Annotated in this window: 23 protein-coding genes; 14 read left to right on the top strand and 9 right to left on the bottom strand. The window is 73.0% G+C overall.

Translation table 11 applies throughout. From position 1 onward, the window contains the following. Positions 1-19 precede the first annotated feature (19 nt). Genes HLI28_RS04220 through HLI28_RS04210 form a run of 3 tightly spaced genes read right to left on the bottom strand, consistent with a single transcriptional unit; the run spans position 20 to position 2224 of the window. A complete protein-coding gene (locus HLI28_RS04220) occupies positions 20-187 on the bottom strand; it encodes a hypothetical protein (RefSeq protein ID WP_171246258.1) in 168 nt (55 codons plus the stop codon). A gap of 25 nt (positions 188-212) precedes the next feature. Beyond that, positions 213-485, bottom strand: coding sequence for a metal-sensitive transcriptional regulator (locus tag HLI28_RS04215; RefSeq protein WP_171246257.1), 273 nt, complete (start codon positions 483-485; stop codon positions 213-215). 29 nt (positions 486-514) lie between these two features. After that, positions 515-2224, bottom strand: coding sequence for an FAD-dependent oxidoreductase (locus HLI28_RS04210; RefSeq protein ID WP_171246256.1), 1710 nt, complete (start codon positions 2222-2224; stop codon positions 515-517). Between the two features lie 130 nt (positions 2225-2354). Between HLI28_RS04210 and HLI28_RS04205 the strand changes: the two genes are divergently transcribed. The 6 genes from HLI28_RS04205 (at position 2355) to HLI28_RS04180 (ending at position 9024) form a co-directional block, all read left to right on the top strand. Beyond that, a complete protein-coding gene (locus HLI28_RS04205) occupies positions 2355-5138 on the top strand; it encodes a cation-translocating P-type ATPase (RefSeq protein WP_171246255.1) in 2784 nt (927 codons plus the stop codon). Between the two features lie 48 nt (positions 5139-5186). Next, the gene (locus tag HLI28_RS04200) at positions 5187-5447 is read left to right on the top strand and encodes a GlsB/YeaQ/YmgE family stress response membrane protein (RefSeq protein WP_171246254.1); all 261 of its coding nucleotides are present in this window, start codon (positions 5187-5189) and stop codon (positions 5445-5447) included. A 116-nt stretch (positions 5448-5563) separates the two neighbouring features. After that, complete coding sequence (locus HLI28_RS04195; protein WP_171246253.1) at positions 5564-6514, top strand: metal ABC transporter substrate-binding protein; 951 nt, start codon at positions 5564-5566, stop codon at positions 6512-6514. Next, positions 6511-7269 carry an ATP-binding cassette domain-containing protein gene (locus HLI28_RS04190; protein ID WP_171246252.1) on the top strand — a complete coding sequence of 253 codons (759 nt, stop codon included), beginning with the start codon at positions 6511-6513 and terminating at the stop codon, positions 7267-7269. Before HLI28_RS04195 ends, HLI28_RS04190 begins: the two co-directional genes overlap by 4 nt. Further along, entirely contained in the window at positions 7266-8132 is an 867-nt protein-coding gene (locus HLI28_RS04185) for a metal ABC transporter permease (protein WP_171246251.1), read from the top strand. Before HLI28_RS04190 ends, HLI28_RS04185 begins: the two co-directional genes overlap by 4 nt. Before the next feature lie 106 nt (positions 8133-8238). Next, a complete protein-coding gene (locus tag HLI28_RS04180; RefSeq protein ID WP_171246250.1) occupies positions 8239-9024 on the top strand; it encodes a CPBP family intramembrane glutamic endopeptidase in 786 nt (261 codons plus the stop codon). A gap of 57 nt (positions 9025-9081) precedes the next feature. On the opposite strand, the gene HLI28_RS04175 is transcribed toward HLI28_RS04180, so the two are convergent. Next, the gene (locus HLI28_RS04175) at positions 9082-10098 is read right to left on the bottom strand and encodes an NADP-dependent oxidoreductase (RefSeq protein ID WP_171246249.1); all 1017 of its coding nucleotides are present in this window, start codon (positions 10096-10098) and stop codon (positions 9082-9084) included. A gap of 44 nt (positions 10099-10142) precedes the next feature. Then, on the bottom strand, positions 10143-10541 hold the full coding sequence (locus HLI28_RS04170) for a DUF1304 domain-containing protein (RefSeq protein WP_171246248.1): 399 nt from the start codon (positions 10539-10541) through the stop codon (positions 10143-10145). Between the two features lie 98 nt (positions 10542-10639). Here HLI28_RS04170 and HLI28_RS04165 point away from each other — a divergent pair, with 98 nt between their 5' ends. The 5 genes from HLI28_RS04165 to HLI28_RS04145 all read left to right on the top strand — a co-directional run bounded on the left by HLI28_RS04165 (position 10640) and on the right by HLI28_RS04145 (position 16246). Continuing rightward, positions 10640-11227 (top strand): TetR/AcrR family transcriptional regulator, encoded by a 588-nt coding sequence (locus HLI28_RS04165; protein ID WP_171246247.1) that lies wholly within the window; start codon positions 10640-10642, stop codon positions 11225-11227. A 63-nt stretch (positions 11228-11290) separates the two neighbouring features. Beyond that, positions 11291-11563, top strand: a complete 273-nt coding sequence (locus tag HLI28_RS04160) for a hypothetical protein (RefSeq protein WP_171246246.1) — start codon at positions 11291-11293, stop codon at positions 11561-11563. Positions 11564-11607: 44 nt separating this feature from the next. Continuing rightward, positions 11608-13446, top strand: coding sequence for a glutamine--fructose-6-phosphate transaminase (isomerizing) (glmS, locus tag HLI28_RS04155; protein WP_171246245.1), 1839 nt, complete (start codon positions 11608-11610; stop codon positions 13444-13446). Positions 13447-13536: 90 nt separating this feature from the next. Next, the gene (locus tag HLI28_RS04150) at positions 13537-14976 is read left to right on the top strand and encodes a basic amino acid/polyamine antiporter (protein ID WP_171246244.1); all 1440 of its coding nucleotides are present in this window, start codon (positions 13537-13539) and stop codon (positions 14974-14976) included. A 16-nt stretch (positions 14977-14992) separates the two neighbouring features. Further along, on the top strand, positions 14993-16246 hold the full coding sequence (locus HLI28_RS04145) for an arginine deiminase (RefSeq protein WP_171246243.1): 1254 nt from the start codon (positions 14993-14995) through the stop codon (positions 16244-16246). A gap of 6 nt (positions 16247-16252) precedes the next feature. Here HLI28_RS04145 and HLI28_RS04140 read toward each other — a convergent pair whose 3' ends face one another. The 3 genes from HLI28_RS04140 to HLI28_RS04130 all read right to left on the bottom strand — a co-directional run bounded on the left by HLI28_RS04140 (position 16253) and on the right by HLI28_RS04130 (position 19487). Continuing rightward, positions 16253-16678 carry a hypothetical protein gene (locus HLI28_RS04140; RefSeq protein WP_171246242.1) on the bottom strand — a complete coding sequence of 142 codons (426 nt, stop codon included), beginning with the start codon at positions 16676-16678 and terminating at the stop codon, positions 16253-16255. 81 nt (positions 16679-16759) lie between these two features. Beyond that, positions 16760-18577 (bottom strand): Na+/H+ antiporter NhaA, encoded by a 1818-nt coding sequence (gene nhaA / locus HLI28_RS04135; RefSeq protein ID WP_171246241.1) that lies wholly within the window; start codon positions 18575-18577, stop codon positions 16760-16762. A gap of 136 nt (positions 18578-18713) precedes the next feature. Then, complete coding sequence (locus HLI28_RS04130; protein WP_171246240.1) at positions 18714-19487, bottom strand: thioesterase family protein; 774 nt, start codon at positions 19485-19487, stop codon at positions 18714-18716. Positions 19488-19654: 167 nt separating this feature from the next. On the opposite strand from HLI28_RS04130, the gene HLI28_RS04125 reads away from it, so the two are divergent. Next, positions 19655-20119 carry a DUF2255 family protein gene (locus tag HLI28_RS04125; RefSeq protein WP_171246239.1) on the top strand — a complete coding sequence of 155 codons (465 nt, stop codon included), beginning with the start codon at positions 19655-19657 and terminating at the stop codon, positions 20117-20119. Positions 20120-20139: 20 nt separating this feature from the next. On the opposite strand, the gene HLI28_RS04120 is transcribed toward HLI28_RS04125, so the two are convergent. After that, positions 20140-21234: a PQQ-dependent sugar dehydrogenase gene (locus tag HLI28_RS04120; RefSeq protein WP_343035646.1), complete on the bottom strand. Its 1095-nt coding sequence runs from the start codon at positions 21232-21234 to the stop codon at positions 20140-20142. 160 nt (positions 21235-21394) lie between these two features. On the opposite strand from HLI28_RS04120, the gene HLI28_RS04115 reads away from it, so the two are divergent. Both HLI28_RS04115 and HLI28_RS04110 read left to right on the top strand, forming a co-directional pair. Beyond that, the gene (locus HLI28_RS04115; RefSeq protein WP_246246377.1) at positions 21395-21715 is read left to right on the top strand and encodes an STAS domain-containing protein; all 321 of its coding nucleotides are present in this window, start codon (positions 21395-21397) and stop codon (positions 21713-21715) included. A gap of 13 nt (positions 21716-21728) precedes the next feature. Further along, complete coding sequence (locus HLI28_RS04110) at positions 21729-22172, top strand: ATP-binding protein (RefSeq protein ID WP_171246236.1); 444 nt, start codon at positions 21729-21731, stop codon at positions 22170-22172. The last annotated feature ends 1 nt before the right edge of the window (position 22173 follow it).

Below are 22173 nucleotides of genomic sequence, written 5' to 3'. Positions count from 1 at the left end.
GGGCCGGCCGACAGCCGTCTCAGCGGTTGAAGAGGCGCGAGAAGAAGCTCCCGCCGCCGCGGGGGGCGTCGGCGTGCCCGTCGCACCACTGGGAGGCGGGCACGGAGCGGCGCACGTCGGCGACGTGCTGGCCGCAGCCGCTCCACGTCGTCTTGCCGCAGGTGGAGCAGGTGGCGGGGTAGCACATGGGGTCGTTCTCCTTCGGGTCCGGGTCAGGCGAGGGTGAGGAAGAGCTTCTCGAGCTCGGCGGGCGTGAGCCCGTCCTCGGTGGTGTGGTCGGGGTCGACGAGGCACTCCTGCATCGCGTTCGCGATGACGGCGTAGCCGGCCTTGTCGAGCGCGCTGGCGACGGCGGAGAGCTGCATGACGACGTCACGGCAGCTCCGGCCGTCCTCGACGGCGGTGATGAGCGCGTCGAGCTGGCCGCGCGCGCGCTTCAACCGGTTGACGATCTTGCGCTGGGCGGCAGCGTCCTGTGTCGACATCGGTCAGGTCCTCTCGGGGAAGGTGCGGTTCAGGCCACGGAGCTGGACTCGGTGGAGGCGGCGGGTGCGGTGCTGATGAGCAGGTCGTCAGCGGTGGCGCCGAGGGCGGCGCGCAGCGTGAGCATGCCGCCGGACAGCGAGGCCGAGTCGAACCCGGCCTGCGACAGCACGCGGTGGGCGATGTTGGAGCGCACTCCCGAGGCGCACAGCACGCGGACCGGGTGCCCGGACGCCGCGGCGGTGACCTCGTCGAGCCGCTCGCGCAGCTCGGTGTGCGGGATGTTCAGCGACCCGGGGATGTGCCCGGTGGCGAACTCGTCGCGGCTGCGGACGTCCAGGACGAGCGTGTCGCGCCGGACCTCCTCGAGCTGGTCGACGTGCCAGATCCGCAGGGTGCCGTCGAGCACGTTGCTGGCGGCCATCCCGGCGAGGTTCACCGGGTCCTTGGCCGCCCCGTACGGCGGGGCGTAGGCGAGGTCGAGGTCGATGAGGTCGGCCACGGTCATCCCGGCCCGCACGGCGGTGGCGAGCACGTCGATCCGCTTGTCCACGCCGGCGCGGCCGACGGCCTGGGCGCCGAGCAGCACGCCGTCGCCGGCCCGGAAGTGGATCATCATGTGGATCTGCTCCGCACCGGGGAACCAGCCCACGTGGTGGCCGGGGTGCAGGTGCAGCGTCTGGAAGTAGACGTCCGCGGCCCGCAGGTCGGCACGCGTCGCGCCGGTGGCCGCCGCGGTCATCTCGCCGACCCGCACGACGGCGGTCCCGACGGTGGGCGGCACCGGCCGGGCGGACCCGGGGCGCAGGATGTCGTCGGCGACCAGGCGGCCGGCGCGGTTGGCCGGACCGGCCAGCGCGACCGGGCGGCGCACCCCGGTGACGGCGTCGGTGCTGGTGACCGCGTCGCCGACGGCCCAGATGCCGTCGGTGCTGGTGCGGCCGTGGTCGTCGACGACGATCGCACCGCGTTCGGTGGCGATCCCCGCCTTCTCGAACACGGCGGTGTCGGGGCGGACGCCGACGGACAGCACGACGACGTCGGCGGGCAGGCGGGTGCCGTCGGCGAGGACGACCGTGTCGTGGTCGGCGCCCTGCTCGATGCTGGACGCGCCCAGGCCGGTGCGTACCGTGACGCCGATCCGCTCGAGCTCGGCGGTGACCCGCCAGGCGACCTCGTGCTCCAGCGGGGGCAGCACGTGGGAGGACAGCTCGACGACGGTGACGTCCAGGCCGCGGGCGGCGAGCGTCTCGGCCGCCTCGAGGCCGATGAAGCCGGCCCCGAGGACCACGGCGCGTCCCGCTCCGGCGTCGATGCGCTCGCGCAGCGAGGTGGCGTCACCGATGGAACGCAGCGTGTGCACCCGTGCCGAGTCGATCCCGTCGAGGGGCGGGCGCACGGCCTTGGCGCCGGGGGAGAGCACCAGGGCGTCGTAGTCGACCGTGTCCGTGCCGTCGTCGGTCAGCACCGTGAGCCGGCGTGCCTCGGGGTCGAGGCCGACGACGTCGTGCCGCGTGCGCACGTCGAGGTCGAGGGCGGCGCGGAGCTTCTCAGGGGTCTGGACGAGCAGCTCGTCGGCCTCGGCGATCTCTCCACCCACGTGGTAGGGGAGCCCGCAGCTCGCCCACGAGACGTGCTCGCTGCGGTCCAGCACGACGATCTCGGCGCTCTCGTCGAGCCGCCGGGCCCGGGCCGCCGCGCTCATGCCGCCGCCGACCCCACCCACGATGACGATCTTCATGGCTGCGAGAATATACCCCTTGGGGTATCACATCAAGATGACGTCCGCGTGGGCCTCGTCACCACGATCCAGGGTACGCCCGCCCGGTGGTCGTCTCGCGGGAGTCGCCGATCGGCGGTGAGATGGAGGTATGGGATCCCCGTCGGATCTCGGTCCGGCCGCGGTCGGCACAGCCGTCCCGTCGCCGCCCGAGGCGCCCTGGTCGTCACCGCCCGCGGAGGTGCTGGCCGCCCTGGGGTCCGGGCACGCGGGCCTGAGCGCCGAGGAGGCCGCCGACCGGCTGGAGGCGGTCGGGCCGAACCGGCTGTCCACCGTGCAGCGCGACCCCCTGTGGAAGCGGGTGGCGGTCCACTTCGACGACGTGCTCATCGAGATCCTGCTCGTGGCGGCGGTGCTCAAGGCCTTCCTCGCCGACTGGGTCGACGTGACCGTCATCCTCGCCGTCGCGGTGATCAACGCCGCCGTCGGCTTCGTCCAGGAGGGCCGGGCGGAGAAGGCCCTGGAGGGCATCCGGCGGATGCTGTCGGCCTCGGCCCAGGTGCGGCGCGACGACGCCTGGACCGAGATCGGGGCGGACGGCGTCGTGCCCGGGGACCTGCTGCGCGTGGGGTCCGGCGACCGGGTGCCGGCCGACGTGCGCCTGCTGCGCGCGACCAACCTGCGGGTGGACGAGTCCGCGCTGACCGGTGAGTCGGTGCCCGCGGACAAGGGCGTGGACGCCGTGCCCGAGGGCGCCGGCATCGGGGACCGCACCGACATGCTGTTCTCCGGCACGTTGGTCGCCGCGGGCCAGGGGGTCGGCGTCGTGACCACGACCGGGCGGGCGACCGAGATCGGCCGGATCCAGACGATGATCTCCGAGGTCCAGGCCCTGGAGACACCGCTGACCCGACGGCTGGACCGGTTCGGCAAGATCCTCGCGGCCGGGATCGTCGCGATGGCCCTGGTCATGGTGGCCGTCGGCCGGTTCGTGCACGGGTTCGGCGTCGACGAGCTGATCTCGGCCTCGATCGGCTTCGCCGTGGCCGCCGTGCCCGAGGGGCTGCCGGCCCTCGTGACGATCACGCTGGCCCTGGGGGTGCAGCAGATGGCGCGGCGCCGGGCGATCACGCGCAAGCTGCCGGCCGTCGAGACGCTGGGGTCGGTGACGACGATCTGCTCGGACAAGACCGGCACGCTGACCAAGAACGAGATGACCGCGCGCACCGTCCGCACCGCCGCGCGGTCCTTCCTGGTGTCGGGGGCCGGCTACGCCCCGCACGGGGTGGTCGAGCTCGCCCCGGACCACGGCGGCCGCCCGGTCGACCCGGACGCCGACCCGGACCTCGTGGCCGTCGCCGAGGTCATGATGCTCTGCAACGACGCCCGCATCGTCCCGGACGGCTCCGACGAGGGCGGCTGGGCCCTGGTCGGCGAGCCCACCGAGGGTGCGCTGCGCTCCCTCGGCCACAAGGCCGGGATCGAGCCGGCCGGGTGGCGCCGCGTCGACCTGGTGCCGTTCGAGTCGGACACGAAGTTCATGGTCACCCTCGACGAGGACCCGGACGGTCTGCTGCACGTGCACCTCAAGGGCGCCCCGGACCACGTGCTGGACCGCTGCACGACCCAGGTCGGCCCGGACGGCTCGGCGCAGCCGCTGGACCGCGCGTTCTGGGACGCGCAGATCGACGCGCTCGGTGAGCAGGGGCTCCGCGTGCTCGCCGCCGCACGCTCCGCCGCGCCGGACGGCACGACCGAGGTCGACGTGCCCGACGTCGACGGCGGCATGGAGCTGTGCGGGCTGGTGGGGATCCTCGACCCGCCCCGTCCCGAGGCCGTCGACGCCATCGCCCGCTGCCGCGACGCCGGGGTCCAGGTCACGATGATCACCGGCGACCACGCGGGCACGGCGATCTCCGTCGGCCGCGAGATGGGCATCGGCGACACCGCGGTGCTGACCGGCGCCGAGCTGGAGGCGATGAGCGACGCGGAGCTGCGCGCCGTCGTGCGGGACGTCCACGTGTACGCCCGCACCAGCCCCGAGCACAAGATCCGCATCGTCTCGGCGCTGCAGGCCCACGACGAGGTCGTGGCCATGACCGGCGACGGCGTCAACGACGCCCCGGCGCTGACCCAGGCCGACGTCGGCGTGGCGATGGGGATCAAGGGCACCGAGGCCACGAAGGAGGCGGCGGACGTCGTGCTGGCCGACGACAACTTCGCCACCATCGAGCGGGCGGTGGAGGAGGGGCGGCGGATCTACGACAACATCCGCAAGTCGGTGCTGTTCCTGCTGCCCACCAACGGTGCCGAGTCGCTGGTGATGCTGGTGGCGGTGCTGTTCGGTCTCGCGCTGCCGCTCGAACCGGTCCAGGTGCTGTGGATCAACCTCATCACGGCGATCACCCTGACCCTCGCCCTGGCCTACGAGCCCGCCGAGCGCGACATCATGGCCCGCCCGCCGCGCCCGGCCGACACCCCGATCCTCGACGGCGTGCTGCTGCGCCGGGTCGTGCTGGTCTCCCTGCTCATCGGCGGCGCGACCCTGTTCCTCTTCTACACGGCCCGGGCGTCCGGCGTGCCCGTGCCCGAGGCGCAGACCGTGGCGGTGACGATGCTCGCCCTCGGCCAGCTCGCCTACCTGTTCAACAGCCGTCTGCTGGACCGCTCCAGCCTGACCGTCGACGTGCTGCGCGGGAACCCTGCGGTGTGGATCTCCGTCGCGGTGCTGCTGCTGCTCCAGGCGGCGTTCGTGTACGCGCCGTTCATGCACACGTGGTTCGGCTCGGCGCCCATCGGCCCGGCCGACTGGGCCGTGGCGGCCGCGCTGGCCGCGGTGGTGTTCGTCCTCGTCGAGGGAGCGAAGTGGTGGGGGCGGCGGCACGGTCGCTCCCGGCCGCGTCCCGAACATGCACCTTCGTCCGACGTGTCCTAGGTTCACTGGTGTCCGGCCCACCGTTCGACCCTGGAGAGTGAACCGCGCATGGAAGTGACCGGGATCATCACCGCCATCATCATCGGCGCCATCATCGGCGTCCTGGGACGACTGGTGGTGCGCGGGAAGCAGAACATCTCGATCATCGCCACGATCCTCGTCGGCATCGTGGCCGCGCTGGTCGGCACCTGGCTCGCCAGCCTCGTCGGTGTGGCCGACACCGGCGGGATCGACTGGATCGAGCTGGCCTTCCAGATCGGCCTCGCGGCGATCGGTGTCGCGATCGTGGCGGGTGCCGGTCGCCGCTGATCCGCCGGACCTGCCGCACCCGGACGGGGTGCCGCCGACGCCTCCGGGCGGACGGCGGCACCCCGTCGGTCGTCGGAGCTGGAGCGCGCGGCGGTCCATGAACTACAGTTTTCGGTATGCCGAAAACTCTGACGCGGACCTCCGGATCAGCGCTCTCCCTGGCGGCCGCCGCGGCGCTGCTCGCCGGGTGCGCCGTGCCGACCGGCCAGGCCGCCGACGGGGACGACCGTCCCGTCGTGCTGACCACGTTCACCGTGCTGGCCGACATCGCCGAGAACGTCGCCGGTGACCACCTGCGCGTCGAGTCCATCACCAAGGTCGGCGCCGAGATCCACGGGTACGAGCCCACGCCCGGGGACGTGCGCCGCGCCGCCGACGCCGACCTCATCCTCGACAACGGCCTCAACCTCGAGGCGTGGTTCGGCCAGTTCGTCCAGGACGCCGACGCCCCGCACGTCGTCGTCTCCGAGGGGGTCGAGGTGCTCGACATCGCCGAGGACGCCTACGCCGGCACCCCGAACCCGCACGCCTGGATGAGCCCGCTGAACGTCCAGACCTACGTCGACACCATGGTCGACGCGTTCTCCGACCTCGCGCCCGAGCACGCCGAGGACTTCGCCGCGAACGCCGAGGCCTACGACGCCGAGCTCCAGGCGGTCCAGGACGACCTCGTCGCGGCGCTGGAGACCCTGCCCGCCGAGCAGCGGGCGCTGGTCACCTGCGAGGGCGCCTTCTCCTACCTGGCCCGCGACGCCGGGCTCAGCGAGCAGTACCTGTGGGCGGTCAACGCCGAGCAGCAGGCCACGCCGCAGCAGGTCGCCGACGTCATCGAGTTCGTCGGGGCGAACGACGTGCCCGCCGTGTTCTGCGAGTCCACCGTCTCCGACGCGGCGATGCAGCAGGTCGTCGAGGCCACGGGCGCCCGGTTCGGCGGCACGCTCTACGTGGACTCGCTCTCCGAGCCCGACGGGCCCGTGCCGACCTACCTGGAGCTGGTGCGGCACGACGCCGACCTCATCGTCGCGGGCCTGACCGGCGCCGCGGCGGGCGACGGGGCCGGCTCGTGACGGAGGCGGCCCCGGTGATCGAGGCCGACGACGTCACCGTCCGCTACGGGGACGTGCTGGCCCTCGACGGGGTCACCCTGCGCGTGGGCGCCGGGACCGTCTGCGGGCTGGTCGGGATGAACGGTTCCGGCAAGTCCACGCTGTTCAAGGCCCTCATGGGCATGGTCGACGTGACGCACGGCGGCGTGCGGGTCGCGGGCCACACCCCCGCGCGTGCCCGGCGCCAGGGCCTGGTGGGCTACGTGCCCCAGACGGAGGCGGTCGACTGGGGGTTCCCGGTCTCCGTGCACGACGTGGTGATGACGGGACGCTACGGCCACCTCGGCCTCACGCGCCGCCCCCGCCCCGCCGACCGGGAGGCCGTCGCCGAGGCGCTCGACCGGGTCGAGCTGACGGACCTGGCCGACCGTCAGATCGGCCAGCTCTCCGGCGGCCAGCGCAAACGCGCCTTCGTGGCCCGCGGCATCGCCCAGGACGCGCGCCTGCTGCTGCTCGACGAACCCTTCGCGGGGGTGGACAAGCGCTCCGAGGCCACGATCGTGCGCCTGCTGCGCGAGCTCGCCGCGGACGGACGGACGGTCCTGGTCTCCTCCCACGACCTGCACGCCCTGCCGCAGCTCGCCGACGAGGCGGTCCTGCTGCTGCGCCGGGTGCTGTTCCACGGGTCGGTCGCCGAGGCGCTGGAACCGGACCACCTGGCGCGGACCTTCGGCCTCGAGGTGCCGCCGGACGCGCTCGGAGGGGAGGCCTCGTGACCCTCCTCGACCTGCTCCTCGAACCGCTGTCCTACGACTTCATGGTCCGCGCCTTCGTCACGACGACGGTCGCCGCCGTCGTCGCGGCGCTGCTGTCCTGCTGGCTCGTGCTCGTCGGCTGGTCGCTCATGGGCGACGCCGTCTCGCACGCCGTGCTGCCCGGCGTCGTCATCGCCTACATCCTGGGAGCCCCGTTCGCGCTGGGTGCGCTCGTCTTCGGCGGGCTGGCCGTGGTGCTCATCGGTGCCGTGCGCGACTCCGGCCGGGTCAAGGAGGACGCCGCGATCGGCATCGTGTTCACCACGCTGTTCGCCCTCGGGCTGGTGCTCGTCTCGGTGACGCCCAGCCAGACCGACCTGAGCCACATCATCTTCGGCAACGTCCTGGGGATCTCGTCGGTCGAGCTGGCGCAGGTGCTCGCGCTCGCCGTCGTCGGCTCGACCGTGCTGCTGGTCAAGCGGCGCGACCTCGTGCTGTTCGCCTTCGACCCCACCCACGCCCACGCCATCGGGCTGTCGACCCGTCGGCTGTCCGCACTGCTCCTGGGCGTCCTCGCCCTGACCGCCGTCGTGACGCTGCAGGTGGTCGGTGTGATCCTGGTCGTGGCGATGCTGATCATCCCCGGGGCGACGGCGTCGCTGCTCACCCAGCGGTTCGGACGGATGCTGGTGCTGGCGCCGACGATCTCGGCGCTGTCCTCGATCATCGGGATCTACCTGTCGTACTGGCTCGACGCCGCCTCGGGCGGGATGGTCGTCCTGGTGCAGGGGGCGGTGTTCACCGTGGTGCTGCTGACCAGTCCGCGGTACGGCCCGCTGCGTCGGTGGCGGGCGCGGTCGGTCCCGGCCGGCGTGCGGGCCTGAGACAGCGGGTGAAACCGGGGGGATCGCGTTCCCGCCGCGCGCGGGCGCGCCATGCCGGTAGGAAGGGACCTGTCGGGCAGTGCACCCTCCGGAGACGGGAGCCTTCATGGCGACGACCGACCCGACCGGCTCGACCGAGTCCCGCACGGCGCAGGAGCCGGCCACGAGGGACTTCCCCTTCTATGCCGGCGACCCGGTTCTGCTGCGCGGTCCTCAGTGGGCGGTCGTCCTGGTCGGCGTCGCGGTGGCCTTCGTCCTGCTGATCCTGCTGCCCGTGCCGGGCGCACCGTTGGTCGGCCAGTGGGTCCGGGCGCTGCTGTTCGCCGGGGTCCCGCTGGCGGCCCTGGCGGTCGTCGCTGGGCGGCACTGGACGGCGCTGTTCCACCGCGTGGGGTGGAAGGACGTGGGGATCATGGTCGCCTTCGCCGCGTTCAACGTCGTCGTGACGCTGGTCGTCGGGGGCATCGTCCGGGCGACGGTGGGGGCGGCGACCAACGCGGCGGGCGCCGAGATCCAGGAGATGGGCGCTGGGGAGCGCGTGCTGCGGTTCGCCTCGATGGTCCCGCAGCTCGTCGGCGAGGAGCTGCTGACGATCCTGCCCTTCCTGGCGCTGCTCTACCTCGGGGTGACGCGGCTGGGCTGGTCACGCCGCGCCACGATCGTGACCGCGTGGATCGGCACGGCGCTGCTGTTCGGCGCGGTGCACCTGCCGACCTACGACTGGAACGTGGTGCAGTGCTTCGTGGTCATCGGGACCGCCCGGCTCATCCTGACGATCCCGTACCTGCTGACCAAGAACCTCTGGGTCTGCGCGGGGGCGCACGTCCTCAACGACTGGACCCTGTTCGGCGTCGGCCTCCTCGGCGCCGGCGTCCCGTTGCTCGCGGGGTGAGTGCCGCCGTCCGGCGGGCAGGCCCGAGCGGCCCGCGCGCCGGACGGCGCGGTGGCCTCAGGCGCCGGTGCGGACCAGCATCTTGCCGACGTTGCCGCCGCTCATCATGTCGAGGAACGCCTGCGGGGCCTTCTCGATGCCGTCCACGACCGTCTCGTCGTAGGCGATCTTCTCCTCGGAGAACCAGCCGGTCATCAGCTCGCGGAACCGGGGGGCGTGGTCCAGGTAGCCGCCGAGGGTGAATCCGCGCAGGGTGAGGCCGCGCGTGATCGCGTTCGCCAGGTTGTCCGGGCCGGGCGTGCGCTCGGTGTCGTTGTACTGCGAGATGGCACCGCACAGGGCGATGCGTCCGCCGGTGTTCATCCGGTCCAGCGCCGCCTCGAGGTGGTCGCCGCCGACGTTGTCGAAGAACACGTCGACGCCGTCGGGGGTGACCTCGCGCAGCTGTTCCCGCACCGGGCCGTCCTTGTAGTTGAACGCGGCGTCGTAGCCGTACCGGCTGGTGAGCAGCTCGACCTTCTCGGCCGAGCCCGCGGAGCCGATGACGCGTCCGGCGCCGAGGAGGCGCGCGATCTGGCCGACGGCCGTGCCGACAGCACCGGCGGCACCGGAGACGAACACGGTGTCGCCCTCGTGCAGGTCGGCGATCGTGGTGAGACCGACGTAGGCGGTCAGGCCGGTCATGCCGAGGATGCCGAGGTAGAGGGACGACGGGACGCCGGGGATCTCGGGGAGGACCTGGAACCCGCCGGCGTCCTCCTGGACCACGTCGCGCCAGCCGTACTGGTGCAGCACCAGGGCGCCGACGGGGACGTCGTCGGACGCGGACTCGACGACCCGGCCGACGGCGCCGCCGGTCATGGTCTCGTCCAGCGCGAACGGCGGGACGTAGCTCTTGACGTCGTTCATCCGACCGCGCATGTAGGGGTCGACGGACACGTACTCGTTGGCGACGCGGACCTGGCCGGGCTCGAGGTCGCCGTAGGTGACCTCGACGGTGCGGAACGTCTCCGCAGTGGGCCAGCCGGTGGGACGGGCCGCGAGCTGGATCTGGGTGGAGGTGGCCTGGGACATGGGGGAACTCCGAGAAGGGTGGGGTGCTGCGGTCGGTCGGTGGGTCAGGAGAGGAGGGCCGCCGTCACGGCGACGACGGCGAGCAGCGGCAGCGTGCCCTGCACGACGGCGGCGCGGCGCTTGTCCGGCGAGGAGACCAGGAGCACCATCGCCGCCGCCGTCATCGCGCCGGTGCCCGCGAGGAGGAGCGACGCGCCGGCCGGGCTCGGGTCGTCGGACGCTCCGGTCAGCAGCGTCAGGACGATGCCGGTCACGGCGATGATCGCGAGGAACAGGTTGTAGAACCCCTGGTTGAAGGCGAGCTCGCGGGTCGCGGCCGCCTGGTCCGCCGTCGTGCCGAACACGGCGCGCGCCCGGGTGGTCCAGGCGAAGGACTCCAGCCAGAAGATGTAGACGTGCAGTGCAGCGGCGAGGCCGGCCAGGACCAGTCCCGTGACGATCATCGGAGTCGCTCCTCGGTCGGTGGACGGCACGGTCGTTCTGCACTGCTCGTTCCACAACGTATAGTGGAATGATCGTTGCAGCAAACGGGGAGCGTGGCATGGGTAGGGCGCAGACCTTCGAGACCGCCGAGGTGGTGCGCGCCGCGCTCGGCGTGTTCTGGAGGTCCGGGTACGAGGCGACCTCCGTCCCCGCCCTGGAGCGGGCCACCGGGCTGAACCGCTCGAGCCTGTACCACGCCTTCGGGTCCAAGCGCGGCCTCTTCGACGCCGCCGTGCAGGCCTACCTCGACGACGTCGTGCGTCCCCGGTTGCGCCCCCTCGTCGTCGACCCCGTCGGCCCGGACGTGGTCGTCGACTACGTCGTGGGCCTGCGGTCGGCGCTCCTGCGCGCCGACTCGATCCAGGCGGACAGCGGCTGTCTGCTCGTCAACACCTCCGGGTCGCCGATCTCCCGCGACGAGACCGTCCGTCGGACCGTCGCCGCCTACCGGGCCGAGCTGCGGTCCGCGCTGGGCCGCGGCGTGGACGCCCGGTTCGGCGATCGGGACGTCGCCGAGCGGGACCGCGTCGCGGACCTGTGCACGGCGCTCGTGGTCAGCGCCTTCGCCACCGTGCGGGTCGACCCCGCCGGGGCCGTCAGCGCCCTCGACGGAGTCCTCGGCCTGCTCGAGGCCGAGTCGACATAGCGCTTCCTGCCCGAAATCGGGCAGGAAGTGGACAGTCGGCCCGCCGTGGCGCACCATGGCGGGATGCAGGAGCACGGCATCGACCCCGAGCTCGTCGCGCGCATCGCCGCGACGACCGGCCTCACGGCGTCCGAGGGCGCCCGCGTGGTCGAGGACGTCCTGGCCTGGTACGCCGAACCCGTCGAGGACTACGTCCGCCGCCGGCACGCGAGCCTGCGGGCCGCCGGCCACCGGAACGACGCGGTCTACGCCCGGATCGTCGCCGAGCTGCGGGCCCGGGTCGTCGCCGCTCCGGTCCTGACCGAGCGGCAGGTCCGCCGCATCGTCACCGGCTGACCTGCTCGTCTACCCGTCCAACCACACCCTCCGGAGCAGCAACCATGTGCGGAATCGTCGGCTACGTCGGCCCCCAGCAGGCCGCCCCCGTCCTCGTCGAAGGCCTCACGCGGCTCGAGTACCGCGGCTACGACTCGGCGGGCGTCGCCGTGCTCAACCCGCGGTCCTCCGTGCACCCGTCACGCGTGGTCCGCGCCCGGGGCCGCGTCCGCGACCTCGAGGCCGCGCTGCCGGCCCGGCTCGCCGGCACCACGGGGATCGGGCACACCCGGTGGGCCACGCACGGTGAGCCCAGCGAGCGCAACGCCCACCCGCACACCTCGGCCGACGGCCGGGTGCACGTGGTCCACAACGGGATCATCGACAACTTCGCCACGCTGCGCAGCCGTCTGGCCGACGACGGTGTGGACCTCACCTCGGACACCGACACCGAGGTCGTCGCCCACCTCGTGGCCCGCGAGCTCGACGCCGGGCTGAGCGTCGAGGACGCCGTCCGGGCCGCCGTCGCGCAGATCGACGGCACCTACGCCCTCGCCGTGCTCGACGTCGAGACCCCCGACCGCGTCGTGGTGGCCCGCAACGGGTCCCCGCTGCTGCTGGGCGTGGGTGACGGCGAGATGTTCGTGGCCTCCGACCCGGCGGCGATCGTGCGGCACACCAGCCAGGTCGTGCTGCTCGACGACGGCGACTTCGCCACCGTGACCGCCGACGGATTCCACAGCTTCACCGCCGGCGAGGAGCGAACGGCCCGGTCCGCCGTCACCCTCGACCTCACCGTCGAGGAGCTGGAGCTCGACGGCCACGCGCACTTCATGCACAAGGAGATCCACGAGCAGCCCGACAGCGTCGAACGGATGCTCACCGGCCGCCTCGACGACCGGTTCGGCACCGCCAAGCTGGCCGGCCTCAACCTCGAGCCGCGCGACCTGCGCCGCTTCGACCGGGTCAAGGTGCTGGGCTGCGGGTCGGCGTACTACGTCGGCCAGCTCGGCGCCTCGATGATCGAGGACCTCGCGCGGATCCCCGCCGACGCCGAGCCCGCCAGCGAGTTCCGCTACCGCAACCCGATCATCGAGCCCACCACGCTGTACGTCGTGGTCAGCCAGTCCGGCGAGACCGCCGACACCCTCTTCGCGGTCCGCGAGGTGCAGCGCAAGGGCGGCACCGTCGTCGGGCTCGTCAACGCGGTCGGGTCCTCGATCGCCCGCGAGGTCGACGGCGGCATCTACCTGCACGCGGGGCCCGAGGTCGCGGTCGCCTCCACCAAGGCGTTGACGCACATGTCGATCGGTTTCGCGCTGCTCGCCCTCGTGCTGGGCCGGGTCCACGACCTCTCCTACGCCGACGGCCGGCGCATCATCGCCGGTCTGCGGGCGATCCCCGGGCAGATCCGCGAGATCCTCGCCGACGAGGAGGCGCTCGCCGAGGCGGCGCGCGAGCTCGCGACCGCCGCGAGCCTGTTCTTCGTGGGCCGGGTGCGGGGCTACCCCGTCGCCCGCGAGGGCGCGCAGAAGTTCAAGGAGATCACCTACCGGCACGCGGAGGCGTACCCGACCAGCGAGCTCAAGCACGGCCCGCTCGCGCTCATCAGCCCCGAGCTGCCGTCGGTGGCGATCATCCCCGACGACGACCTGGTGGAGCGCAACATCACGGCGGCGCAGGAGATCCGCGCCCGGGGCGGTGCCGTCGTGGCGATCACCCACCCGGGTGTCGAGCTCGGCGACGCCGCGACGTCGCGCATCGAGGTGCCGCGCAACGAGGTCGAGCTCGACCCGATCCTGCTCACCATCCCCACCCAGCTCCTCGGGTACCACGCGGCCGTGGCGCTGGGCGAGGACGTCGACCGCCCCCGCAACCTGGCCAAGTCCGTCACCGTGGAATGACGCCCGGCACGGGCCCCTGGTGCGGAGTGCCGACCTGCCTGCCACGATGGCGGCACGTGGATCCACCGGCAGCGTGACGGGGGGCTGACGATGACGTCGCAGGAGGACACGCGGGCGACCCGGACGACGGTCGGCGTCTGGACGCTCACGGCCATGGTCGTCGGTTCCATGGTCGGCGCCGGCGTGTTCTCCCTGCCCAGCCGGTTCGCCGAGGAGACCGGGGTGGCCGGCGCGCTGATCGCCTGGGCCGTGGCCGGCGGCGGCATGCTCACCCTGGCGCTCGTCTTCCAGCGCCTCGCCGTGCGCCGCCCGGACCTCGACGCCGGGGTGTTCGCCTACGCCAAGGCCGGGTTCGGCGAGTACACGGGGTTCTTCTCCGCGGCCGGCTACTGGGCCAGCGCCTGCGTGGGCAACGTGACCTACTGGGTGCTCATCATGTCCACGCTCGGCGCCTGGGTCCCCGCCCTGGGCGAGGGGGACACCCTGGTCGCGGTGGCCGTGTCGTCGGTGGGCCTGTGGCTCTTCTACCTGCTGGTGCGCCGCGGCATCACCGAGGCCACGGCCATCAACCGTGTCGTGACGGTCGCCAAGCTGGTCCCGATCGTCGTGTTCGTCCTGCTGGCGCTGTTCGTGTTCGACCCGGCGGTCTTCGCCGCCAACTGGGGCGGGGAGTCCTACGGTTCCCTCTTCGACCAGGTGCGGGACACGATGCTGATCACGGTCTTCGTGTTCCTCGGCGTCGAGGGGGCGAGCGTCTACTCGCGGCACGCGCGGCGGCGCGAGGACGTCGGCCGGGCCACCCTGCTGGGCTTCGGCAGCGTCCTGGCGATCTTCGCGTCGGTGACGATGGTGTCCTACGGCGTGCTGCCCGTCGAGGAGATCGCCGAGCTGCGGCAGCCCTCCATGGCCGGTGTGCTCGACGCGGCGGTCGGGGAGTGGGGCACCGCGTTCGTCAGCGTCGGCCTGATCATCTCCGTGCTCGGCGCCTACCTGGCCTGGACCCTCATGGCGGCCGAGGTGCTGTTCGTCGCCGCCAAGGACCGTGACATGCCCCGATTCCTGTCCCGGACCTCGGCGCGCGACGTCCCGATCAGCGCCCTGCTGCTGACCACCGTGCTGTCGCAGGTCGTGCTCGTCATCACGCTGTTCAGCGCCGACGCCTTCGACTTCGCCCTCGACCTGACGGCGGCGATGACCCTCATCCCGTTCCTGCTGGCCGCGGCCTACGCGCTCAAGCTCCGGCTCCGGCGCGAGACGTACGACGGCGCGCCCGCCCGGACGCTGCGCGCCGACCTCGTCATCGCCGTCCTGGCGACCCTCTACACGGCGTTCCTGGTGTTCGCGGCCGGGCTCGACCTGCTGCTCCTGTCGCTGATCTTCTACGCGCCTGCCACGCTGCTCTTCGTGATGACCCGGCGTGAGCAGGGCCGGGCGGTGTTCCGCCCGCCGGAGCTCGTCCTGTTCGGGGTCGTCACGGCCGGCGCGGTGCTCGGCGTCGTCGGGTTGGCGACCGGCTGGGTCACCCTGTGAGACAAGGAGAAGGACCGTGACGGGAACCACCGGAGCGACTGCCCACGGCGTGCACTCGGAGGTCGGGCGGCTGCGCAAGGTCCTGGTCTGCCGACCGGGTCTGGCGCACGAGCGGCTCACCCCGACCAACAGCGACGACCTGTTGTTCGACGACGTGATGTGGGTGGAGGCCGCCCAGCGCGACCACGCCGACTTCGTGGAGAAGCTGACCTCCCGCGGGGTCGAGGTCGTCGAGCTGCACGACCTGCTCGCCGAGACGATGGCGATCCCGGCCGCCCGCGCCTGGCTGCTGGACCGGCTCCTGGTGCCGAACCGGGTCGGGCTGGGACTGGTCGACGGCACCCGGGCCTATCTCGAGTCGCTGGCGCCGCACGAGCTCGCCCGGTTCCTCATCGGCGGGCTGTCCACGGCGGACATGCCCCAGGACTACCTGACGGGGTACGTCTCCCTGGCGCGCGAGTCGCCCGACGCCCGGGAGTACCTGCTGCCGCCGCTGCCCAACACGCTGTACACCCGGGACACGACCTGCTGGATCTACGGCGGGCTGACGCTGAACCCGCTGTACTGGCCGGCCCGCAAGGACGAGACGCTGCTGATGACGGCGATCTACTCCTTCCACCCGGGCTACAAGGACTCCACGATCTGGTGGGGCGACCCGGAGGTCGACTGGGCGCAGGCCTCGCTCGAGGGGGGCGACGTCATGCCGGTCGGCGACGGCGTCGTCCTCGTCGGGATGAGCGAGCGCACGTCGCGCCAGGCCATCAGCCAGTTCGCCAAGGCGCTCTTCGACGCCGGTGCGGCCCGGCAGGTCGTCGTGGCCGGCATGCCGCGGCTGCGGGCCGCGATGCACCTCGACACGGTGTTCACGTTCGCCGACCGCGACCTGGTGACGGTGCACCCGCAGATCGTCGACGGCATCCACCCCTACGTGCTCTACCCGAGCGACCGGTCACCCGGGATCGAGGTGGTCGACGCCCGCGGCAAGTCCTTCGTCGACGTGGTCGCCGAGGCCATGGGGCTGCCGCGGCTGCGGGTCGTCGAGACGGCCGGGGACCTGTACGCCTCCGAGCGCCAGCAGTGGGACTCCGGGAACAACGCGGTCGCCCTCGAGCCCGGCGTGGTGTTCACCTACGACCGCAACACCCTGACGAACGCGGCGCTGCGGCGCGCCGGGGTCGAGGTGATCGAGATCGTCGGCGCGGAGCTCGGCCGCGGCCGCGGCGGCGGGCACTGCATGACGTGCCCGATCGTGCGCGACCCGCTGGACTGACCCGCCCTAGCCGCCGATCGTCAGCGCGTCCGAGACCACGGACGCACCCTCGGTGACCGTCAGCTCGACGGTCACCTGGGCGCCCTCGGCGAGGTCCGGCGGCAGGGCGACCTGCATGTCGAACGTGCCGTCCTCGGACGCCGCGAGCGTGCCGGGGATGGCCGGCCCCGGTTCCACCGGTTCGCCGTCCACGACCAGGGAGGCGGCGCTGAACTCGAAGGGTTCCTCCGTGTCCCCGGACCCGTCCTCGCAGCCGGAGTGCATGCCCTCGCCGTGCAGGGCGACGGCGTCACCCGCCGCAGCGGTGTCGGTGGCCCAGGTCAGCTCCGGCGCGGCGCACGCTGACGCGCTACCGGGCTCGGGGCCTGCGCACCCGGCCGTGAGCAGGGGGAGGAGTGCTGCGGTGGTCAGGAGGTGGCGTCGGCGCGGCATGGCCCGACCGTAGTGGCGGCCTGCGGCGACTCGCCAGCACCACCCGCGTCCCCCGGCGCTGCGGGACCGGACGACCCCGGTCTACCGCGCGTCGTCCGGCTCCGCCGCCTCGAGCTCCTCGATCGCCGCGATCAGCGTGGCGGCGTCGTGCGGCCCGCGATGCCGGCTGCCGTCCAGGAAGAACGTCGGGGTGCCCTGCGCGCCGCTGGCCCGGGCGCTCTCGGCGTGGTCGGCCACCCGGGCGTGCAGCGCCTCGTCGGCCAGGTCGGCGTCGAACTGCTCCGGGTCCAGGCCGAGCTCGTCGGCGTAACTCCGCAGGTCCTCGGCCTCGAGCGCGGTCTGGTTCGCGAAGAGCAGGTCGTGCATCTCCCAGAACTGTCCTTGCCGGGCGGCCGCCTCGGCGGCGACGGCGGCGAGCCGGGCGTGCGGGTGCACGTCGTCCAGGGGCAGGTGCCGCACGACGTACCGGACCCGGCCGTCCAGCGCGTCGCGCAGGTCGCGCCACATGCCGGTGGCGCGGGCGCAGAACGGGCACTCGAAGTCGAGGTACTCCACGATCGTGTGCGGCGCGTCAGGGTTGCCGCGGTAGTGGTCGTGGCGCAGGTCGACCGCCGGGTCGAGCGTCGTCGGCAGGTCGGCGCTCTCCTCGCCCCAGCGCACGCGCGCCAGCCGGAACAGCACCCAGCCCAGCAGCGAGGCGAGCACGAGCGCCAGCAGCACGCCGACGGTCGCGGCCTGGACCTGGGACTCGTCGTCGAAGGCGAGGCCGACCACCAGCAGCGACACGGTGAAGCCGATGCCGGACAGCGCCGCACCACCCAGCACGCTGCCGGGCCCCACGCCGTCGGGCAGCGTGCCCAGGCCCAGCCGGACGGCCACCCAGGTGCCGAGGCTGATGCCGACGAGCTTGCCGACCACGAGCCCGGCGACCACGCCCCACGTGATCGACGAGACGAGCGCCTCGCCGAGGGCTCCGCCGCGCAGGTCGATCCCCGCGTTGGCCAGGGCGAACAGCGGCACCACCACGACGTTCACCGGGGTGTTGAGCACCTCGTGCAGACGGTGGTTCACCGAGATGGAGCGGGAGAGCCCGAGCTGGACGTCCCGGGCGACGGCGGCGCTGGGGGACTGCCAGTAGGCGCGGTAGAGGTTCTTGGTGCGGACCACGTCGGCCCGCTTGGTCAGCGCGGCGGGCACCAGCAGCCCGGCGAGCATCCCCGCGATGGACGGGTGGATGCCGGCCTGCATCGTCGCGCCCCAGAGCACGACGACGACGAGGACGTAGGGGGTGCTGCGCCACTCGCGCATCCGGCCCAGCAGCCACAGCGCGACGAGGCACGCCCCGGCGAGCAGCAGCGGGCCCACCTGGACGTCCTCGGAGTAGACGACGCCGATGATCGACACCGCGAGGAAGTCGTCCACCACGGACAGCGTCAGCAGGAAGACCCGGAGCTGGTTGGACATCCGCGGACCCACCAGCGCCAGGACACCGAGCAGGAACGCCGTGTCCGTGCCGACCACGGCACCCCATCCCTGCGGTGCCGCGCCGCCGACGATCGCCAGGTAGATCAGCGCGGGCACCACGACCCCGGCGGTGCCGGCGACGAGCGGGACGAGCCGCTGGCTCCGTCGTCGCAGGGACCCGATCGTCAGCTCCTGACGCACCTCGAGCCCGACGACGAAGAAGAACAGCACCATGAGCCCGTCGTTGACCCAGTGGTGCAGGTCCATGTCGAAGGCCAGGTCGCCGAGGTCGACCTGCACCGGGATCTCCCACAGCGAGGTGTACGACGCCGAGAAGGGGGAGTTGGCCCACAGCAGGGCGAACAGCGTGACCGACAGCAGCAGCACGGCCGCACCGGTGTCGGTGCGCAGCCGCTGCGCGATCTTCAGGGCCATGGGGACTCCTTCGGGGGGCACTGGGAGCCTACGACGGCCGGGCGCGGTGCGCTGCCGGTGCTGGGCCGTCGTCGCGTCGCCCGCAGGGAGCACCGCGCGGACGGAGGGACCCTGCCCCCGTCCGCGCGGTCCGTCGTCAGCCGAGCGGGCGCACCACCAGGGACTGCGCCAGGCGGCCGAACGGGCCGTCGGTGTCGTGCAGGACGGAGCTGGTGATCCCGGCGCCGTCGGCACCGAACGTGACGGTCGTGTCCAGCCCCAGCCACCCGCCGGCCGGGGCACGGAGCAGGTGGGCGGTGAGGTCGAGGTTGGGGAAGGCGACCCGGCGGGGGTCCGCCCGCACGGTCATGCCGTTGGCGACGTCGAGCAGCCCGACGGTCCGCGCGAGGGCGCCGACCTCCTCGTCCTCGACCAGCGGCACGTCGGTCCGCACCCACACCGTGCCGCGGCCGGGCTCGGCGAGCGTACGCCGCACGTCGATCGAGGCGATGAACTCGCCGGGCCAGTCCGTCGTGGGGTCCCAGGGGGTCGTGTCCTCGGGTCCGGGGATCGCGGGCGGGGCACCGGCGGCGAGCTCGCTCGTGTCGGTCGTGCCGGCGAGCCAGGCCCGCAGGGTGGCGACCGTCCGGCCCGCGCACGAGACCTCGGCCTCGACGAGCTCCACCCCGCGTCCGGGGCGCAGCACGCGGACGGCGGTGTCCATGAGCTCCAGGGGGTAGGGACCCCACACGTCGAAGGTCAGGCGGACAGGGGTGAGGTCGTCGCGGCCGCGGGTCACGCGGTCGGTCTCGACGAGATGGGTGAGCAGACCGAACGTCGGTGCGACGTGCTGCTCGTCGGTGCGCCATGCTCCGCCGACCAGATCGGTGGGGGCGAAGGTCGAAGCGTCCTTGCGTCGGAAGTAGGCCATGGAGCACATCCTGACAGCCCCGCGACGGGACACCGCACCGCTCCGGGGCGGGACATGCCCTGTCAGGACACCCCTGCGGGCCGGCCGGCCGGAATCTTTTCGGCCTCCCGGTGTTGTGACCCGTGAGCCCACCGAGGCTCGCCGCCACCGCCGACCCGAGGAGTCACATGACGATCGCCACGACCAGACCGGAGACCGACGCGCTACCCACGGGTGGAGTCGTCCACCTGCTCGGCGAGGAGGTCCCGGCCCCGGCGTGGCTCGTCCGTGTCGGTGAGGAGACCTTCCTGCGGTCGACGACGCCGCACGCCGTCGTCGACGCCCGCGGTCGCGGTCGGGTGCGCGTCGGCGCCACCGACCGTCACGTCGTGCTGAGCGAGGTCGCGCCGGAGATGCACGACCTGCTCGACGACGCCTTCCGCGCCACCTACGGGCGGTGCCGGCCGGACCAGGTGGCGGACATGGTGTCCGACGACGCGGCGGCCTCCACCTACCGGGTCCGCGGACGCCGGCCCACCGTGGCCGAGCGGCTCGGGGACCTGGTCGTGGCCTGGCGGGCGCGGACCACCGCACCGGGCCGCGGGGTGCCCGGGGTGCGGCGCGGAGCCGACGCCTGCCCCTGCACCCCCTGACGGCCGCCGGGCCGCCGGGGTCACGGAGCGGCGATCTCCAGCCGCAGGATCCGGTCGTCGTCCTCGCCCGGTGACCCGCGCCCGTCGGTGTTGTTGGTGAGGACCCACAGCGACCCGTCCGGGGCGACCACGGCGTCGCGCAGCCGGCCCTCGTCGTCGACGACGACGGCGGAGGTCGACGGGTCGTCGACCGGCACGGCGCGCAGGGCCTCGCCCCGGAGGTTCGCGACGAAGAGCGTGCCCCCGCGCTGGGCCAGGCCGCTGGGGCTGGCGTCCTCGGGCCGCCACTGCTGGACCGGGTCCACGAATCCTTCGACGCCGGCGATCCCCTCGACGTCGGGCCAGCCGTAGTTCGCCCCCGGTTCGACGACGTTGAGCTCGTCCCACGTGTTCTGGCCGAACTCGGTGGCGAACAGGGTGCCGTCGTCGGCCCACGCCAGACCCTGGACGTTGCGGTGCCCGGAGCTGTACACGAGCGACCCGGGGGAGGGGTTGTCGCCCGGCGCCTCGCCGTCGGCCGTCATCCGCAGGATCTTGCCGGCGAGCGAGTCCGGGTCCTGCGCCCGTTCCGGGACGCCGGCGTCACCCGTGCTGGCGTACAGCATCCCGTCGGGTCCGAACGCGAGCCGCCCGCCGTCGTGGAACGAGGCCGCCGGGATGCCGTCGACGAGGGTCACCGGCTCGCCCAGCGTCAACGCACCCGGGTCGCCACGCAGGTCGTAGCGTTGGATGCGGTTGCCGTCGGCGCCGGTGGAGTAGACGAACAGGCGTCGCCGGTCGTCGACCGCCAGACCCAGCAGCCCGCCCTCGCCCGAGCCGTCCACCCCCGCGACGACACCGACCTCGCGCGTCGTCCCGTCGTCGGCGACCTCCAGGACGCGGGCGCTGTCGCGCTCGCTCACGAGCGGCGTGCCGTCCACGAACGCGATCGACCACGGCGCCGCCAGTCGCGTCGTGACGGGGAACGGCTCGCCGTGCGGGGAGGCGGGCAGCGTGCTCGCCGCGTTCTCCGGGGCGGCGCCGTCCGCCGCGCCACCGGCGCCGGAGGCGGTGCACCCCGCGATCAGCAGGCTGACCAGGGCCGTCGGGACGGCGGCGCGGACGGGTCTCGGCACGGGGTCTCCCTCGGGTCGCTCCTGTCGGGCGAACGCCGCTCGGGCGCCGGTGATTCCCGCCCCCGGGAGGGTGACGGCGGCCGTGGTGCGCAACGGGCGAGCATCGGGCACTATGTGGACGGCCGCGGAGTGGACGCGGCCACCGGAAGATCGAGTGAGGATGACCTTGGACGACCAGACACCCCACGGCGGGGTCCGTTTCGACACCGACCACGCCCGCTGGACCATGTGGGGGGAGGTCGACGCGGCCGTGAAGAAGCGGGCCGGCGACGACCTCGAGGCGCACCTGCTCGCCACGGCCGACGACCCCCTGACGATCGACCTCGCAGAGGTGACCTTCATCGACTCCGGTGGTCTGCGGCTGCTGTACATGGCCGCGGAGAAGAAGTCGTCCCCGCCGGTGCTCGTCAACGTGCCGACGCGGGTCCTCGACCTGCTGAAACTGAGCGGTGTGGATACGCTGTTCGTTCTCGCGGACTGAAGGAGGCGAGATCGTGGATCCCAGGATCACCGCCGCGCCCGCGCCGCACGGGTTCCGTGAGGTGAGGTCGTGGCCGCTCCTGACGATCGAGCAGCTTCCCGCCCTGCGAGGCGACCTCGAGGCGAACCTGCCCGCCGCGGAGAGCGCGAGCCTCGACGCCGTGCCCGAGGCGATCGTGCTGGTGGCGAGCGAGCTCGCGACCAACGCGATCGAGCACGGTGACGGCCCGGCCGCCGTCCGCCTGCTGGAGAGGGACGGAGAGCTGCTGCTCGACGTCGCCGACCGGGCGTCGGGGACGACGCCGAGGATCACGACCGACCCGTGCGCCTCCGGGGGGTTCGGCCTCATGCTCGCGGCACGGCTCGCCGACGCCGTCGGCTGGTACGCGACGCAGGCCGGCAAGCACGTGTGGGCCCGGTTCACGATCGAGACCCGCGAACCGTCCCTGACCGCCTGAC

The sequence above is a fragment of the Isoptericola sediminis genome, assembly GCF_013085345.1.
Lineage (GTDB): Bacteria > Actinomycetota > Actinomycetes > Actinomycetales > Cellulomonadaceae > Isoptericola > Isoptericola sediminis.
The sequence above is the reverse complement of the archived record's forward strand: the minus strand, read 5'-3'. Positions and strand labels throughout refer to the sequence as shown.